This window comes from Luteimonas sp. 100069 (assembly GCF_003813845.1).
Classification (GTDB): domain Bacteria; phylum Pseudomonadota; class Gammaproteobacteria; order Xanthomonadales; family Xanthomonadaceae; genus Luteimonas; species Luteimonas chenhongjianii.
This window is the reverse complement of the sequence record NZ_RPFN01000002.1, coordinates 266,534-284,277: the sequence shown is the minus strand read 5'-3', so window position 1 is coordinate 284,277 and position 17,744 is coordinate 266,534. Positions and strand designations below refer to the sequence as shown.

Below are 17,744 nucleotides of genomic sequence, written 5' to 3'. Positions count from 1 at the left end.
CATCGCGCCCATGGAAAAGGGCGGACCGTTGCCGGCCCGCCCTGTCCTTGCCTCTTCGATGCGCAGTCAGTAGCGCATGCGCAGCGTCATGCCGTAGGTGCGGGGCGCCCCCAGATACGCGTTCCAGGAACCGGCCTGGATCGGCGCATCGATGCCGACCTGCTTGTAGGTTTCGTCGGTGAGATTCTGGCCCCAGAACTCCACCATCCAGCGCTTGTCCTGACGGCCGAAACCGATCCGGGCATTGAGCAGGGTGTAGGCGTCCTGCAGCTTCTCCAGATCCAGGTCCGAGCCGGTGTTGTACTCGGACATGTATTTGGCGCCGATGTTGAAGCGCCCGAGCAGGCGTTCGCCGATGTCCCACTCGTAGGTGGCCGACACGTTGCCCGACCATCTGGGCGCGAAGCTCATCTGGTTGCCCGGCAACCTCACCAGATCCGGATCGGGCAGCAGGTCATCGCCGTACTCGGTCTTCGCATAGGTGAAGCCGCTCTGCAGCATCAGGCCGCTGATCGCCGGTTGCCACATCACTTCGGCCTCCACGCCCTGCGAGGTGACCTTGGGAATCGAACGGACGACGAACGCCGTACCCAGGAAGCTGTTGAGCTGGAAGTCCTCGTACTCCTGGTGGAACAGCGCCGCGTTGAGCAGCAGATTGCCGTCCGCCCAGGTGGTCTTGAGTCCCAGCTCGTAGCTGTCGACAAACTCGCCCGGGAACGAGGTGTCGTCGGTCAGCGGCATCCACGGGCGGGGGTCGGCCGCGGTCGCTCCCTGCACGCGATCCAGATTGAAGCCACCGGATTTGTAGCCGCGCGCCGCGGACACGTAGCCCATGATGTCGTCGGCGAAGTCATAGGCCACCTTGACCGTGCCCGACCACTCCTTCTCCGTCCGTTCCTGCCGGGTGCTGCGTCCGTCATGCAGCGCATTGGCCCACGGCAGGCACATGTTGGCGGTGACCTGTGGCGCGATCGCCGGCACCAGCTGCCCCAGCAACTGCTGCTGCAGGGCCGCCGGCAGGCTGGCGAAGCCGTTGATGCGCTGGGCCAGCGCCCCGCCGACGCGTGCCGCCGGATTGCCGAGCACGGCACCACACGCGGTGCTGCCGTTGGGGTTGCTGAAATCCGCCTGCAGGGACTTTTTCTCGCGGGTGTAACGCAGGCCCACGGTCACATCCAGCGCGTCGGTCACGTGGAAGGTGTTGTTGGTGAAGATCGCCGCGCTCTTCGCGTTCTGCGAATACACGTCGTGGGCGCCGATGCCGGTGTAGTTGGTGCCGAACGGGCGCCCGGTCACCTGCGACAGGAAGGTCGCCGGATTCGCGGTATTGACCGTCAGGCCGAGCGGCGCCAGCTGCGCAGCCATCGCGCCGAGCACCTGGCTGCCGACCAGCGTCGACAGGTACGGCTCGTAGGCCGGGCCCATGAAGTAGGAATCGTTGCGGGTCAGATCCTCGTCCGAATAGAACATCCCGACCATCCAGTCGAGGCGATCGCTGGTCCCGGTGAGGCGGAATTCCTGGCTGAAGTTCTCGAACTGCGCAAGCGAATAATCCTCCTGCGCCGGGCGATACATGATGTCCGCGCCGCTGTAGTCGAAGTCGATGCCGGTGATCGCCTTCCAGTCGCGGAATGCGGTGATCGAGGTCAGCAGCGCCTCGTTGGCCCAGGGCGTGGTCCAGTTCACTTCGGCCGAGATGCCCTTGTCCTTGAGGTCCTGCTCGGTGGAGCGGTTGGCATAGGCCAGGCGACGGTCGAGATCCGGCACCGGGATGATGCCCTGCCCCCCCGGAGTCAGCGCATCGATGATCGCCGCCGTAGGACCGCGGTGCGTGGTCAACGAAACGCAGCAGTTCTCCTCGCGACTGGTGTAGTCGGCGATGAAGTTGATGTTGAGGTTCGACGTGGGCTCGAGCAGCAGCTGGCCGCGCAGGGAGTGGTAGTTCTGGTCGCCGTCGTCGGTTTCCCGCCGCGGACCACCGGCGGTCTCGACCTCGTCCACGCCGTCACGCTTGCGTTTGGTGGCGAAGATGCGGAACGCGGCGTTGTCTCCGATCGCGTCGTTGTACGAACCCGAAACTCCGACCAGGCCGTAGTTGCCGACCGTGACTTCGCCCTCGGCCGCCTGGGTGTAGCTCGGCCGGCGGGTGATGACGTTGATGACACCGGCCGAGGTGTTCTTGCCGAACACTGTGCCCTGCGGCCCCTTGAGCACCTCGACGCGCTCCATTTCGCCCAGGTCACCGAACCCCACGCTGTTGCGCGAGCGGTAGACCCCGTCGATGACGATTCCGACCGACGATTCCAGGCCCGGATTGTCGCCGACCGTGCCGATGCCCCGGATGCGAGCCGTGGTCTGCGCGGCGGACTGGGTGCTGGTGACCGTGAGGCCGGGCACCAGAACCTGCATGTCCTTGATGTCGCGCACGCCTGTGTCCTGCAGCAGTTGCTCTGGCAGGACATTGATGACGATGGGAACGTCCTGCAACGCCTCTTCGCGCTTCTGCGCAGTGACGGTCACCCCCGAGAGCGTGGTGGGCTGCTCCTGGCCAGGCACCCTCTCGCTTGGCTGCGACTGGGCAGTCGCGGGCGGCGCGGCCCCAGCGAGCATGGCGAAAAAGATGGCGGTTGCGAGCGCGTGGCGTTGTGGATGGCCTGAGACCATTGGTGTCCCCCCTGCTGTGATTGTCGTTGCGACTTCAAACCTCGACGCAGACGCCGTCATCCCGGGAGATGACGGAAGTGCTGGACCAATGTGGGGGGACGGGTCCGGCACGACGTTCTGACTGCCTTGCGCGGACGCTAACACACTCCGGACGCCCCCGTATGTGAGCCGTGCGCCGCCGATACGATGGCCGGCCACATGGGCATCGGGCAGGGATTAACCCACGCCCGGTTATCTCGCGTGTCACCACGCAAGCCTCCTCTTCGCCGCACGCGAAAAGCAGCGCAAATCGGCTCGAACGATTCGGACATATTCCGCTCACATACCCATCATCGGCATTCGCACAGTTTTGCACCTGTCCTCTGCCGCGCACCGGCGCCGACGCCGTTTATTACTGCCGCTGAATAGACATTCGCGGTCTGTACTTTCTCCACTGGAGTGTGGCGATGAATCGGCAACCCTTGGTGATCGCATTGGCGGTGGCTTCCGGCCTCGCCCCCGGGCTGGCCCTGTCCCAGGACTCGGTGACAACACTTCGCGACGAGGTCCGTCGCGCGGAACAACATCTCGAATCGCTGAACCAACGGCTTGATGCGCTGGAACGCTCGCAGGGTCGAACCCCGCCGCCGCGCACCAGCACTGCGCAGACTGCACCGGCGCCCCAGGGCACGAATGCCGCTGCGAGCACACCCAATATTGCCGCAGGCGGGCCGTCGATCCTGCCGCCCCGAGACTCGGTCTCCGATCCCTCGATCGCCGCCTCGCGTGAGAACAGCTTGGCTTCCCCGACCGATCCGGATCTAAAGGGATTCATCGCAATCCCGGGCACGGAGACCATGATCCGCATTGGCGGCTACGCCAAGCTCGATGCCATCGCCACCAACCGTCCGGCGGGCGACGACGACCAGTTCATCACCTCCGAATTCCCGGTCGACGGCGTGCATCGCGACACGCCCAACTTCAACATCCACGCAAAGCAGACGCGCTTCAGCATCGAGGCGCGCCGCCCGACCACACGCGGCGTCCTGCGCTTCTACCTTGAGAACGACTTCTTCGGCAGCAGCGACGGCTATGAATTCAGGCTGCGCCATGCCTATGGGCAGCTGGGCAACACCTACGCGGGCTACGGGTATTCCTCCTTCATGGACGCCGACTCGCTCCCCAACACCCTGGATTTCGAGGGGCCGGGCTCCGCGCCCTATCTGCTCGTGGCCGGCATCCACCACATCTTCTCGATAGGCAAGGGAAACACCCTCACCCTGGCCGCCGAAGCGCCGCAGTCACAGATCTACAACCTCACCGGCGACGACATCGCGGTCGAACGGCTGCCCGACGTCACGCTCGCCGCGCGCATGGAGCGCGGGTGGGGCCACCTGCAGCTCAGCGGCGTGGCGAGGAGCGTCGGTTACGACGGTGACAACGAGTTCGGCGAGGATGTACTCGGCGGCGGCCTGCAGCTGAGTGGATCGATCAACGCCAACGAGAACAATCTGTGGGTGTTCGGCATGGTCGCCGGCAAGGGCATCGCCCGCTACACGACCGACATCGGCGGTTCCGGCTACGACGCCGCGATCGGGCCCGACGGCGATCTGGAACTGCTGACTTCCTACGGCGGGTTCTTCGGCTACACCCATAACTGGAACCAGGACTGGAGCTCCAACCTCGTGTTCGGCCAGTTGAACCTGAGCAACAAGAACGACGTGTTGGCGGGCGACGCTTTCAAGCGCAGCCGCTATGGGGCACTCAACCTGCTGTGGAGCCCCGCGCCGTCCTGGACGATGGGCGTGGAACTCCTGTTCGGGCAGCTGCTGCTGCAGGACGGGCGGGATGCCGACGTGATGCGTCTGCAGGGCAGCCTGCAATACAGCTTCGTCAAGTAATACGCAGCAAACAAAGCTCCAACGACCCCAGGGACCCCGGAACCGGCGCGACCGGGTCCAGGCAACGCCTTCCCCCAGCAAACCAGGCGATTGCGGCACAAGGAGAATCTCATGGCGACTAACGGCAAAAAGATCAGCTTGATCGGTGCCACATTCCTGGTGGCCGGCAACATGATGGGCTCGGGGGTTTTCCTGCTGCCTTCCAGTCTGGCCGCGATCGGTTCGGCCTCCATCTGGGGATGGCTGATCACCACTGCGGGCTCGCTGCTGCTGGCCTTCGTCTTCGCCAAACTCGGGCAAATTGCCCCAAAGGCAGGCGGCCCCTATGCGTATGCGCGCGACTGGCTCGGCCCGTACATGGGCTTCCAGACCAACACCATCTACTGGTTCGCCAACTGGATTGGCAACGTCGCGATCCCGATCGCGGCCGTAGGCTATTTCAGCTACTTCTTTCCCGTACTGTCCCACCCGCTGCCGCGCTGCATCGCTGTGCTGGCACTGACCTGGGCGTTCACCTTCGCCAATGTGATCGGGCCTCGCTTCGTCACGCGCGTGCAGACAGTAACGACGAGTTTTGCCCTCGTGCCCATTCTGGGAATCGCGATCTTCGGGTGGTTCTATTTCGACCCGAACACGTTCACCAGTGCCTATAACGTCTCCGGCAAATCCGACTTCAGCGCGATTTCCAGCGCTGCCGCGCTCACGCTGTGGGCATTCATCGGCGTGGAATCGGCCTCCGTGACCGCCGCCGTTGTGGAGAATCCCGAGAGGAACGTTGCGCGCGCCACGCTCGGCGGAGTGTTCATCGCAGCAGTCTGCTACATCGCAAGCTCCGCGGTGATCATGGGCATCGTGCCGAATGGAAAGCTGCAGCTCTCCGATGCACCGTTCGCCCTTGCTGCGGCGGATGCATTCGGCGGCTGGGCCGGCGGCCTGGTCAGTATCTGCGCCTTCATCGGCGCCGCGGGCTCCCTGGGCGGCTGGATCCTGATTACCGCGCAGAGCGCCAAGGCGGCAGCGGACGACGGCCTGTTCCCGGCAGTGTTCAAGAAGGCAAACAAGGACGACGTACCGGTCAAGGGCGTTTATATCGTTGCCATCCTGATGACCATCGCGGTTCTGGTCACGGCAGGTTCGAAGACCGCTACCGATCAGTTCAACACCATCACGTCAGCGGCCGTGATCCTGACATTGCTGCCCTACATCTATTCCTGCGTGGCCTGCTACTTCGAAGTCGAACGTACGCACACGACTGCCCACACCGGTCTCTACTGGTGGATGACAAGCACCACCGTCATCTATTGCCTCTGGGCCGTCTATGGCTCGGCGGGCGACGTCGTCAAGTACGGCTTTCTGTTCGTCCTGTTTATTACGGTGTTTTACCCCTTCTTCGCCGCAGAGCGGCGCCAGGCCCGCCTAGCCGCCTCCAGTCCGGCACTGCAGCCGGCGCCGGCGGCACGAGCGCCTGCACCCGCCCCAACCAGCGCGACCACTCCCTCACGCCCCTCGACCAACTGAGTTCGCCGTCGCGGACAAGGACATCGATATGTACTTCCATTCCCTCGACTATCCGATCGTCATCATCGACGACGACTACGACTCCCCGCGCATTGGCGGCATCCTGATCCGGGAACTGGCGGACGAGTTCCGTGCGAACGCCCAGCGCGTCCTGGCCGGCCTGACCATCGAAGATGTGCACGCCGCCGCACGCACCTATGTGGCCGCGTCGGCGGTGCTGATCTCGATAGACGGCACCGAAGAGGGGGACGATCAGTTCCTGAAGCTGCTTGCGCTGCTGCGCGAACAGGCGCAGCGGCGCGCCGGGCTACCGGTGTTCCTGTACGGCGAGCGCCGCACGATCGAGAAGGTGCCGAGCGAACTGCTCAAGTACATGCACGGCTACATCTTCCTGTTTGAGGACACCAAGGCCTTCATCGCCCGCCAGGTCATGCGCGCGGCCGATGACTACATGGAGCAGCTGCTGCCGCCGTTCTTCAAGGCATTGGTGCATCATGCCGGCACCTCGAACTACTCCTGGCACACGCCAGGCCATGCCGGGGGCGTCGCTTTCACCAAATCGCCCGTCGGCAGGGCCCTGCACCAGTTCTACGGCGAGAACACGCTGCGCAGCGACCTCTCGGTTTCGGTGCCCGAGCTGGGCTCGCTGCTCGACCACACCGGCCCGATCCGCGATGCCGAGCACGAGGCCGCGCGCAACTTCGGCGCCGACCACACCTTCTTCGTCACCAATGGCACGTCCACCGCCAACAAGATCGTCTGGCACGGCACTGTCGCGCGCGGCGACCTGGTGTTCGTCGACCGCAACTGCCACAAATCGCTGTTGCACGCGCTGATCATGACCGGTGGCGTCCCGGTCTACTTCCGGCCAAGCCGCAACGCGCACGGCATCATCGGCCCGATCAGCCTGGACCAGTTCTCGGAAGACTCCCTGCAGAAGGCGATCGCGGCCAATCCGCTGGCCAGCAAGAGCACCAAGCCGGGGACCAAACCAAAGATCGCAGTGGTCACCAACTCCACCTACGATGGACTCTGCTACAACGCCGAGAAGATCGCCGACATGCTCGGCACTGCGGCCGATTACCTGCACTTCGACGAGGCGTGGTACGGCTACGCCGCCTTCCATCCGTTCTACGAGAACCATTACGGGATGGCCAAGGGCAAGCCGCGGGAGCAGGACGCGATCATCTTCACTACGCAGTCGACCCACAAACTGCTGGCGGCCTTCTCGCAGGCGTCGATGATCCACGTGCGCAATGCGGCGACGCGTTTGCTGGACGCGGATCGGTTCAACGAATCGTTCATGATGCATACGTCCACCAGCCCGCTTTACGGAATCATCGCCTCCTGTGACATTGCCTCCCGGATGATGGAAGGCGACGCGGGCAGATCGCTGGTGCAGGAAATGCACGACGAGGCCGTCACCTTCCGCATCGCGATGCTGCACGTCGGACAGGACCTCGGCAGCGACGACTGGTGGTTCAAGGTCTGGCAGCCGGACAAGGTCGAGCGCAACCTCGAGGGCGGCGACACCCATGCGCCGAAGGTCGCCGAAAGAAAGGACTGGTACCTGGGTTCGGGCGATTACTGGCACGGCTTCGACAAGCTCGCCAGCGAGTACGTGCTCATCGACCCGGTCAAGGTCACCCTGCTCACGCCAGGCTTGACCATGGGCGGAGACATGGGCGAACTCGGCATCCCGGCCGCGATTCTCAGCAAGTATCTGTGGCACAGGGGCATCACGGTCGAGAAGACCAACCTCTACTCGGTGCTGTTCCTGTTCTCGATGGGCATCACCAAGGGCAAGTGGAGCACCCTGGTCACCGAGCTGCTCGCGTTCAAGGAGGCCTACGACTCCAACGCTCCGCTGACGCGCGCGCTGCCGGGGCTGGTGGAAGCGTACCCGGCCACCTATTCCAAGTGGGGCCTGCGCGATTTGTGTCATGCGCTCCACGAGTTCAACCGGGAATTCAAGGTACCTGTGGTGATGAAGGACATGTACACCGATCTGCCCGAGCCGGTGATGACGCCTGCGGACGCCTACAACCACCTGGTGCGCGGCGAGATCGAGCGCGTCGACATCGACGAGGTCAGCGGGCGGGTGGCGGGAACCATGCTCGTGCCCTATCCGCCGGGCATTCCCACGATCATGCCGGGCGAGCGCTTCGGCAAGCCCGATGATCCGATCATCCAGTCGCTGCACATTGCGCGTGCGCAGAACGAACGCTTCCCCGGCTTCGAGTCCGACGTGCACGGCTTGATCATCGAAGACAGCGATGGCCAGGCGAGCTATACGGTGGAAGTACTGAAGGTCTAGCTCGTGCGGGGCCTTGCCCGCCCTCCCGCCGGCGCCGCCGACAGGGAGGGCGGCAGACGATGCCCGCGAGCGTCCCGCCCCGGGCGCCCGCGCGGATGGCGTGCATGACAGGCCACACCGATGACCGGGACCCAGCAGGAACAGCGCGCGCTCAAGATCTCGCTTGGCATGACCGTCCTGGTCGCGGCCATCGGATTGTCGGGTGGCATGCTCGCGCACTCGCCGGCGATCCTGTTCGACGGCATCTATTGCCTGGTGGACGTGGCCCTCACCGTGGCCGCACTGCAGGTACTGAAGCTTCTGGGCAACGAACAGAGCCCGCGCTTCCAGTACGGCTTCTGGCACCTCGAGCCGTTGGTCGAAGCGATCGGGGGCGCGATCCTGACCCTGGCCTGCGTCTACGCGCTCTCCAACGCGATCATTGGCCTCACCACCGGCGGACACGTCACCCGGGTCGGGTATGGCCTGGTGTGGGCGAGCGTGCTGAGCGTCGTCGATCTGGCCATGGCGGTATGGATGGGACGCCATGCCAAACGCCTGCACTCCGGGCTGCTGGCGCTGGATGCCCGCGCCTGGCTGCTCGCTGGGCTTGTGAGCATGGCCGTGGTTGTCTCCTTCATCCTGGCCGTGGCGCTGCGCAATGGGCCGCATGCGCACTGGGTGCCCTATCTCGACCCACTGGTGCTGGCGCTGATCGGCCTGGCCTCGCTGCCGCTGCCGCTGCTCGCGGCGTGGCGGGCAACGCGCGAGGTGCTGCAGGTCGCGCCGGATGACCTGGACGAGCAAGTCCAGGCAACGATGCAGCAGTTCGTCGCCGAGCATGGCTTCCGCGGTTTCACCAGCCGCGTAGCCAAGATCGGCCGCATGAAGTTCATCGAGATCCACGTGCTGACCGGCCCAGACGCGCTGCTTGGCAGCATCAGCGATGTGGACCGGCTGCGTAACGACATCGCCACGCGGCTGGGAACGCGGCCTGACCGGTCCTGGCTGACCATCGACTTCACAGCCGACCCGGACTGGACATGAACACTACGTCGAACGCAATTCCCCCGACCGCCAGCGCTGGTGGCAGTGCCCCTGCCGCGCGCAAGATGGGCCTGCTCATGGCCACCATGCTGGTGGCCGGCAACATGATCGGCACCGGCGTGTTCCTGCTGCCCGCCAACCTCGCGACGGTCGGCAGCATCTCATCGTTCGGCTGGCTGATCGCCACCGGTGGCGCCATCGCGCTCGGGCTGGTGTTCGCGCGCCTGTCCCAGCTCGACCCGGAGCCCGGTGGTCCCTATGCGTACGCCCGCCGCGCATTCGGCAACTACGTCGGCTTCGTCAGCAACTACGGTTACTGGTTCGGCAACTGGATCGGCAACGTGGCCATTGCCCTGGTCGTGACCGGTTACCTGAGCCACCTGTGGCCATGGCTGGACGACCTGTACCCGCGGATCGGCTTCACCCTGCTGCTGATCTGGGCACTGACCCTCGCCAATGCGCGTGGTGCGCGCTGGGTCGGATCGCTGGAGACCGGTACGGTGATGTTTGCGCTCGTGCCCATCCTCGGCATCGCGATCGCCGGCTGGTGGTGGTTCGACCCGGCGCTGTTCCACAAGGGGTGGAACGTCAGCGGGCTGAGCGACAGTCAGGCGATCTCGCGCAGCGCCTCGATCGCGCTTTGGGCATTCATGGGCGTGGAGAGCGCCGCGGTCTCGGCGGATGTCATCGAGAACCCCAAGCGCAATATCCCGCTGGCGACGCTGATGGGGCTGGGCCTTTCGGCGGTGGTCTACATCAGCTGCTCGCTGGTGATCATGGGGATCGTGCCGATGGAGCAGCTGCGCGATTCCTCGGCACCCTTCGCCGACGTGGCCAAGATCATGGTCGGGAACTGGGGGGTGGTGCTGATCTCGCTGTGCGCGATCTTCAAGTCACTGGGCGCGCTCGGCGGCTGGATGCTGCTGGTCGGCCAGTCGGCCAAGGCGGCTGCCGAGGACGGCCTGTTCCCCAAGGTGTTCTGCCGGGTCAACCGGCATGGCATGCCGGGGGCCGGACTGGTCATCGCCGCGATCCTGATGAGCGTCCTGCTGCTGGTGACCGCCTCGCCCACGCTCGCCTCGCAATTCGATCAGCTGACCAACATCGCGGTGCTGCTGACCATCTGTCCCTACCTGTTCTCGGCCGGGGCCCTGGCGGTCAGCACGCTGGAGCGCAACGAGTCCGGCACGCTGCGCCTGATGAGCATGATCACCGCCGGCGTCGCGGTCGCGTACTGCCTCTATGCTCTGCTCGGTGCCAATCCGCAGCTGCTGGCGTACGCCACCGTCGGCATGCTGCTGAGCGTGGCGATGTACCCGTTCTTCCGCCACCGGATGGCGTGAGCGGCCACGGTATGGCGCACCTCGTATGCGGGTGCGCTACGGGCTGGGCCACAGACATGGCCCAGGTTCGCAGCCGCGCCGAGGCGCTGGTCATCGCCCCGGGCGGCGCCAGCGATCGCGGACAGTCCCCAGGCCGTGCCAGGCGGGGTCCGCCTGCCGTTGACCCCAGCATCGGCGTGGCTGCAGGACGCCCCCGATTACGAGCGCGTGCTGGCGCGCGCAGTCGCTCATCGACCAGGTCAGCGCCGGGTGGCCGGCACCACGCTCGTGCCCTATCCGCCGCGCACTCACACGATCATTCCGGGGGAGCGGTCCGGCAGATCCGATGATCCGATTATCCAGTCGCTGCACATTGCGCCTGCGCAGAACGAACGGTTTCTCGGCCTCGAGTCCGACGTGCACAGTCCGATCATCGACAGCAGGGAAGACCCGCCGAGCTACACTGTGGAGGTTCTGAAGCTATAGGCGCGGCGCGTACCGATGAGTGGAACCCTCGAGGAACGACGGGTACTGAAGCTCTCGCTCCTGGCGACCCTGCTGGTCGCCGCGATCGGACTCTCCGGCGGTGTGGCTGCGAGCTCGCCGGCCATCCTGTTCGACGGTATCTACTCACTGGTGGACGTGGCGCTGACGATGACGGCGCTCGCGGTGCTCCGGCTCATGGCCCACGAACAGAGTCCGCGATTCCAGTACGGCTTCTGGCATCTGGAACCGATGGTCGAGGCGCTAGGCGGCGTGGTGCTCGGTCTTGCCTGCATCTACGCTCTGGCCAACGCTCTGATTGGCCTGAGCACGGGCGGCCAGGAGACCCATGCCGGCCATGGCCTGGTCTGGGCGAGTGTGCTGAGCGTGGTGGACCTTGCCATGGCGGTGTGGATGGGCCGTCATGCGCGGCGGATGCGCTCGGGTCTGCTCGCCCTCGATGCGCGTGCCTGGCTGCTCGCAGGTCTGGTCAGCCTCGCCGTCGTGGTGTCCTTCATCCTTGCACTGACCTTGCGCGGCACCCGGCACGAAGACTGGATTCCTTATCTGGATCCTCTGGTGCTGGCCTTCATCAGCCTGGCTTCGCTGCCACTCCCGCTGCGCGCAGCTTGGAAGGCGGCGCGTGAGGTCCTGCAGGTTGCTCCGGATGACCTGGACCGGAAGGTGCAGGCGACCATGCAGGAGTTTGTCGCCGAGCATGGTTTTCTGGGCTTCACCAGCCGGGTGGCCAAGATCGGCCGGATGAAGTTCATCGAGATCCACGTCCTGACTGCGCCGACTACCCAACTCGGCAGCATCGGTGAGATCGACGGCCTGCGTAACGAGATCGCGCAGAGAATGGGCGCGCGTCCAGAAGGCTCCTGGTTGACGATCGACTTCACGTCGGAACCCGCCTGGACCTGAGCGGGTTCGCCTGCGCCGGCTCTCTTGTGCGCACGCCTGTCTGAGCTCGACCTTGGGGCGGCACCGCTTGTTGCGAATGCGAGGGCAGTTCCGGGACAGCTACGGCCTTTTGGAAAAATGTCGGTTACGCGATCGGCGGCGGGGCATCTCCAGTGGCTGATGCTCGGGAAATGCACGCCGCAACGCAAACCCAACCGGGCGCGTGCGCGACCCGCGGAAGCAAGGCGACCCTCCGTTCCACTCCCGGATCAGCCGCGCGATGCCGACGCTCGCCTGCCTTCACCGGGCCGGCAGGACATGTCCATCCTCGGCGCGCAGCCAGTTGTGCGCGCGCGTTGCGGCGACGGCGCCATGACCCATCGCCACGCTGATCTGGTCGAGCCCGTCGACGATGTCGCCGGCGCAGTACACGCCGGGCACCTCGGTCCCCAGCGGCGAAGCCACGTCGGTGCAGCCATGCGCGTCGATCGCGATGCCGAGCATTTGCGCCAGCTCGTTGCGGTGCTGCGAGCCCAACGCGGGGTAGACGACATCGAAGGTATGCGGCTCGTCGCGTCCTTCGAGGTACAGGTCGAAGCGATCCGCCTGCGGCGCGTACCGCACCACCGGCGCGGCCAGCACCCGGATACCCGCCGCGGTCAGTTGAGCGTGGGCGTCGGCATCAAGGCCGGCGTATTGGCAGGGAAGCAGAACGACCTGCTCGCTGAACTGCCGCAGGAACAGGGCCTCGGCCGCCCCGTGCCGATCGCTGCCGAGCACAGCGATCCGCGTGCCGGTGTGTTCGATCCCGTCGCAGATCGGGCAATAGCGCAGCACGCCTGCGGCGATTGCGGTCTCGTGCTCATCGTGCGGAAGCGGTATCTGGCCCATGTGCAGACCCGTGGCGAGGACGAGCGCCCGGCCGTGGTGAAGCGTCCCATCCGCGGTTCGCAGTTCGAAAGTGCCCTCGTGCCTGCGCGCCTCCACGACCTCGGCTTCGCGGATCTGCGCACCGTAACGTTCGCAGTGCTCGAGCATTCGTCCGATCAGATCCGGGCCGGCGATCCCTTCCGGAAACCCGGGCGCGTTGCGTGTCAGCGGGATCCGCATCGCGCGCGACATGCCGTCGTGCAGAACGAGTACGCGGCGCCGGAACCGGGCCAGGTACAGCGCGGCCGACAGGCCCGCCGGGCCGGCGCCGACGACGATGCATTCCCAGGGCTCGGAGGTGTGGTCCATATGGGAAAAATCCACCGCCGGGCCGCACAAGTCAACGCTGGAAGTCGCTACGCGATTTTCACGTTTGCCACAACCCGCGGGCGCCTAGCATCGCCCACTTTCACCATCCCGGATACGCGCAATGGCTCCTTCGAAGACCCTACTCGCCGGCGCCTTCGTGCTGGCACTGGCCGCCTGTGACAACAAGAACGCGACCAACACCGACAGTGGCAGCGGAACCCTGGCGGACACACCGAATTCGACCGGTGATACCGAAGACCGCAGCCGTGGCGTGGCTGCCACGATCGATAACGGCGCAGCTGGCACCGGCTCAACGAGCAATGCCGGGGCAGGAATGCCCAACCTCGCCGAGCCCGACCGGAAGGCGCTGATGGCGGTCCTCGAAGTCGACCGCCACGAGATCGAAGCCGCGCAGGCTGCGCTCGCCAAGAACGTGCAGGGCCCGGTGCGCGAATATGCGCAGACGCTGCGCAACGACCACTCGCTCAACCTCGATGCCACCCGGATCCTGCTCGGGCGGTCGGGAAACACAACAGGAACCGGGAGCGGCAGCGAAATGTCGACGGTCGCGGGCGGTACCGCAGCGACCGCCGGCAACACCGATACCGGGGCCGGCTCGATGAGCTACGGCGAAGCCGACGCCACCGCGCATCCGGACCTTGCGGAAATGAAGCGCAAGCACGACGCCCAGCGCGAGCAGCTCGCGCAGCTCGAAGGCGAGGCGTTCGAGAAGGCGTGGATCGAAGCGATGGTGATGGGCCACCAGGAAGCGCTTACCAAGCTCGATTCGGAACTGATCCCCTCGGCGAGCGACAGCCGCGTCCGCGATCACCTGCAGAGCACCCGCGCGGTGATCGCCGCGCATCTGGAAACCGCCCGGGCACTGCAACAGCAGCGCCGCTGATCCTCAGCGCCGCGCGCGGCTGCGGCGGTGTTGTCCGGACGCCCGGGCGCCGAGTCGGCACCCTGGCGTTTCTTGGCGGGAACCGGCGCGCCATCTCAGGCAAGATGTCGGTCTGAAGTCCGTGCGAACGATCCGAGCTTGCAAGAACACACCCCCCTGATGAAACAGTTCTTCGCCGCCAAGGCGGAGCACCCCGACGTCCTGCTGTTCTTCCGCATGGGCGACTTCTACGAGCTGTTCTACGACGACGCCCGCAAGGCGGCGCGGCTGCTCGACATCACCCTGACCCAGCGTGGCAATTCCGCAGGCGCGCCGATTCCGATGGCGGGCGTGCCTCACCACGCCTCGGAGGGGTATCTGGCGCGGCTGGTCGCGCTCGGCGAATCGGTCGCGATCTGCGAGCAGATCGGCGACCCCGCGGCCAGCAAGGGCCTGGTCGAGCGCAAGGTGGTGCGCATCGTCACGCCGGGCACCGTCACCGACGAAGCGCTGTTGCAGGAGCGCCGCGACACGCTGCTGATGGCGGTCGCCCGCCAGCGCAATGGTCAGTACGGCCTGGCCTGGGCGGATCTCGCCGGCGGGCGCTTCCTGGTGTGCGAATGCGCGAATGAGGACACGCTCGAAGCGGAAATCGCGCGTCTCGATCCTGCCGAGCTGCTGGTCCCCGACGAGGACGGCTGGCCCGCCTTCCTGTTCGAGCGTGGCGGGGTGCGTCGCCGCCCGCCGTGGCTGTTCGATGCCGAGTCCGGTCGCCGCCAGCTGCTGCAGTTCTTCGGCCTGCACGATCTCTCCGGCTTCGGCATCGACGACCGCCCCCTTGCGGTTGCAGCCGCCGGCGCACTGCTGGGCTACGTCGAGGAAACCCAGAAGCAGCGCCTGCCGCACCTGACCTCCATCTCGGTCGAGAGCGGCGACGGCGCGATCGCGATGAACGCCGCCACCCGCCGGCATCTGGAGCTGGATACCCGGGTCGACGGCGATACCCGCAACACCCTGCTCGGTGTGCTCGATTCGACGATCACGCCGATGGGAGGTCGCCTGCTGCGGCGCTGGCTGCATCGTCCGCTGCGCGACCGCGCGGTGCTCGACGAACGTCTGCATGCCGTCGACACCCTGCAGCGCAGCGGTGCGGATGCGGATCTGCGCGAACGTTTCCGCGCACTCGGCGATCTGGAACGCGTGCTCACCCGTATCGCGCTGCGCTCGGCACGTCCTCGCGACCTGTCCACGCTGCGCGACGGCCTGGCGATGCTGCCGGACGTGCGCGGCATCCTCGGTGCGCTCGATTCGCCGCGTCTGCGCACGCTGCACGATGGCCTCGGCGAACATGCGGCCGAAGCGCGCCTGCTCGCCGACGCCCTGGTTGAACAGCCTCCGGTGCTCGCGCGCGATGGCGGCGTGTTCGCCGACGGGCACGACGCCGAGCTCGCCGAACTGCGACGCCTGAGCACCCATGCCGACCAGTTCCTGGTCGACCTGGAAGCGCGCGAGCGCGAGACCAGCGGGATTCCGATGCTCAAGGTCGGCTACAACCGGGTGCACGGCTACTACATCGAGGTCTCCAAGGCACACGCGGCCAGGGCGCCGGCGCACTACACGCGGCGGCAGACCCTGACCAACGCCGAGCGCTACATCACCGAGGAACTCAAGCAGTTCGAGGACAAGGTGCTGTCGGCGCGCGAACGTGCACTGGCCCGCGAACGCCTGCTCTACGAACAGCTTCTCGACACGCTCGGCGGGCGCCTGGAAGCGCTCAAGCACTGCGCAGGCGCGCTCAGCGAGCTCGACGTGCTGGCCTGCTTCGCCGAACGGGCACAGGCCCTGGACTGGTCGCGCCCGCAGCTCGGCGCCGCGCCCGGCATCTGCATCGAGCGCGGCCGCCATCCCGTGGTCGAAGCCGTGCGCCGCGAGCCCTTCGAACCCAACGACCTGGTGCTCGGCGACAGCGACACGTTCAACGAGCGCCGGATGCTGGTGATCACCGGCCCGAACATGGGCGGCAAGAGCACCTACATGCGCCAGAACGCGCTGATCGTGCTGCTCGCCCACATCGGCAGTTTCGTGCCCGCCAGCCGCGCGGTGATCGGGCCGATCGACCGTATCCTCACCCGGATCGGCGCCGGCGACGACCTCGCCAAGGGCCAGTCGACCTTCATGGTCGAGATGGCCGAGACCAGCTACATCCTCCACCACGCCACGGACTGCTCGCTGGTGCTGATGGACGAGATCGGCCGCGGCACTTCGACCTATGACGGCCTGGCACTTGCGGATGCCTGCGCGCGGCATCTCGCCCAGCGCAACCGCAGCTACACGCTGTTCGCCACGCACTACTTCGAACTCACCGCGCTCGCCCAGCCCGGCAGCGGCATCGCCAACGTGCATCTGGACGCGGTCGAACACCGCGACCAGCAAGGCAACGAGAAGCTGGTGTTCATGCACGCGGTCAAGGACGGCCCGGCCGATCGCAGCTTCGGCCTGCAGGTGGCCGCGCTCGCCGGCCTGCCCAGGCAGGTCGTGCGCGATGCCCGCGCGCGGCTGGCGGAACTGGAACAGCGGCGCCATGACAGCCCCGCGCCGGCGCCGCTGTCGGCCGGCACGCTGGACTCGCCGCAGCAGATCGGATTGTTCGGCCCGAACTCGGCCGCAGTCGAAGCCCTCGCCGGGCTGGATCCCGACGAGCTGAGTCCCAAGCAGGCACTCGAGGCGCTGTACCGGATCAAGGCGCTGCTCTGAGCTGTCGGTTCCGTGCCGCAGCGGGCCAGGCGCGGCGGGTATCCGGCGCCTCCGGTGGGGTTGCCGCCCTGCATGCTGGGGCGCGGCGCTGGGCGCGGCATGGGCCCTACGGGGCCGCCGCGTTTCCTGTCGCGACCCGATCGACCGGCCGTCTACACTCGACGGCCGGCTTCCCGCACGGACGAGTCGCTCCATGACCCTCGACATCCGCAGGCGCCGCCTGCTGCAGGCCGGCGCGCTGGCCGCACTCTCGACCGCCCTGCCCGGCCTCGCCCGCTCGCGGGATCTCGATGCGGGCACGACCGCCGAGCAGGCCGCCGCAGGTCTCGACCTGCGCGGTCGCACCATCGTCGTCACCGGCTGCAACTCCGGCATCGGCCGGGAAACCATGCGCGTGCTGGCCCTGCGCGGCGCGCACGTGATCGGCACCGCGCGTTCGCGTGCCACCGGCGAGGCCGCATGCGCGGCGATCGAAGGCCGGGCCACACCGGTCGTCCTGGATCTTGCGGATTTCGATTCGGTCGTCACGGCAAGCGACACGATCCGCGCGCTCGATATTCCGCTCGACGCCGTGGTCTGCAACGCCGGCGTGGTTCTCGACACGCTCGAACAGGTGCGCGGCCTCGAGAAGACGTTCGTCGTGAACCATCTGGGCCACTACCTGCTGGTGCGCCGCCTGCTTGATCGCGTGACCGCCGCGCCGCAGGGCCGCGTCGTGGTGCTGGGCAGCGCCGACGAGCGCAATGCACCGCCCG

12 protein-coding genes are annotated in these 17,744 nt (G+C 66.3%); 9 read left to right on the top strand and 3 right to left on the bottom strand.

Going from position 1 to position 17,744, the window contains the following annotated elements:
- Positions 1 to 66 precede the first annotated feature (66 nt).
- Positions 67 to 2,610 carry a TonB-dependent receptor gene (locus tag EGK76_RS07770; RefSeq protein WP_233580214.1) on the bottom strand — a complete coding sequence of 848 codons (2,544 nt, stop codon included), beginning with the start codon at positions 2,608 to 2,610 and terminating at the stop codon, positions 67 to 69.
- Between the two features lie 500 nt (positions 2,611 to 3,110).
- On the opposite strand from EGK76_RS07770, the gene EGK76_RS07765 reads away from it, so the two are divergent.
- The 7 genes from EGK76_RS07765 (at position 3,111) to EGK76_RS07735 (ending at position 12,134) form a co-directional block, all read left to right on the top strand.
- The gene (locus tag EGK76_RS07765; RefSeq protein ID WP_123832220.1) at positions 3,111 to 4,544 is read left to right on the top strand and encodes a DcaP family trimeric outer membrane transporter; all 1,434 of its coding nucleotides are present in this window, start codon (positions 3,111 to 3,113) and stop codon (positions 4,542 to 4,544) included.
- Between the two features lie 111 nt (positions 4,545 to 4,655).
- Positions 4,656 to 6,062, top strand: coding sequence for an arginine/agmatine antiporter (gene adiC / locus EGK76_RS07760; RefSeq protein WP_096297626.1), 1,407 nt, complete (start codon positions 4,656 to 4,658; stop codon positions 6,060 to 6,062).
- A 28-nt stretch (positions 6,063 to 6,090) separates the two neighbouring features.
- Positions 6,091 to 8,379 carry an Orn/Lys/Arg decarboxylase N-terminal domain-containing protein gene (locus EGK76_RS07755; protein WP_096297625.1) on the top strand — a complete coding sequence of 763 codons (2,289 nt, stop codon included), beginning with the start codon at positions 6,091 to 6,093 and terminating at the stop codon, positions 8,377 to 8,379.
- A gap of 120 nt (positions 8,380 to 8,499) precedes the next feature.
- On the top strand, positions 8,500 to 9,405 hold the full coding sequence (locus EGK76_RS07750) for a cation diffusion facilitator family transporter (protein WP_123832219.1): 906 nt from the start codon (positions 8,500 to 8,502) through the stop codon (positions 9,403 to 9,405).
- Positions 9,402 to 10,748: an amino acid permease gene (locus EGK76_RS07745; RefSeq protein ID WP_123832218.1), complete on the top strand. Its 1,347-nt coding sequence runs from the start codon at positions 9,402 to 9,404 to the stop codon at positions 10,746 to 10,748. Before EGK76_RS07750 ends, EGK76_RS07745 begins: the two co-directional genes overlap by 4 nt.
- 159 nt (positions 10,749 to 10,907) lie before the next feature.
- Positions 10,908 to 11,213 carry a hypothetical protein gene (locus tag EGK76_RS07740; protein WP_158613463.1) on the top strand — a complete coding sequence of 102 codons (306 nt, stop codon included), beginning with the start codon at positions 10,908 to 10,910 and terminating at the stop codon, positions 11,211 to 11,213.
- 15 nt (positions 11,214 to 11,228) lie between these two features.
- Positions 11,229 to 12,134, top strand: coding sequence for a cation diffusion facilitator family transporter (locus EGK76_RS07735; protein ID WP_123832216.1), 906 nt, complete (start codon positions 11,229 to 11,231; stop codon positions 12,132 to 12,134).
- Between the two features lie 279 nt (positions 12,135 to 12,413).
- Here the strand turns inward: EGK76_RS07735 and EGK76_RS07730 are convergent, their stop codons facing one another.
- A complete protein-coding gene (locus EGK76_RS07730) occupies positions 12,414 to 13,352 on the bottom strand; it encodes an NAD(P)/FAD-dependent oxidoreductase (RefSeq protein WP_123832215.1) in 939 nt (312 codons plus the stop codon).
- Between the two features lie 121 nt (positions 13,353 to 13,473).
- On the opposite strand from EGK76_RS07730, the gene EGK76_RS07725 reads away from it, so the two are divergent.
- Positions 13,474 to 14,256 (top strand): DUF4142 domain-containing protein, encoded by a 783-nt coding sequence (locus EGK76_RS07725; RefSeq protein WP_123832214.1) that lies wholly within the window; start codon positions 13,474 to 13,476, stop codon positions 14,254 to 14,256.
- A gap of 159 nt (positions 14,257 to 14,415) precedes the next feature.
- Entirely contained in the window at positions 14,416 to 16,989 is a 2,574-nt protein-coding gene (gene mutS, locus EGK76_RS07720; RefSeq protein ID WP_123832213.1) for a DNA mismatch repair protein MutS, read from the top strand.
- A gap of 106 nt (positions 16,990 to 17,095) precedes the next feature.
- Here mutS and EGK76_RS15655 read toward each other — a convergent pair whose 3' ends face one another.
- Entirely contained in the window at positions 17,096 to 17,638 is a 543-nt protein-coding gene (locus EGK76_RS15655; protein WP_233580213.1) for a hypothetical protein, read from the bottom strand.
- Positions 17,639 to 17,744 lie beyond the last annotated feature (106 nt).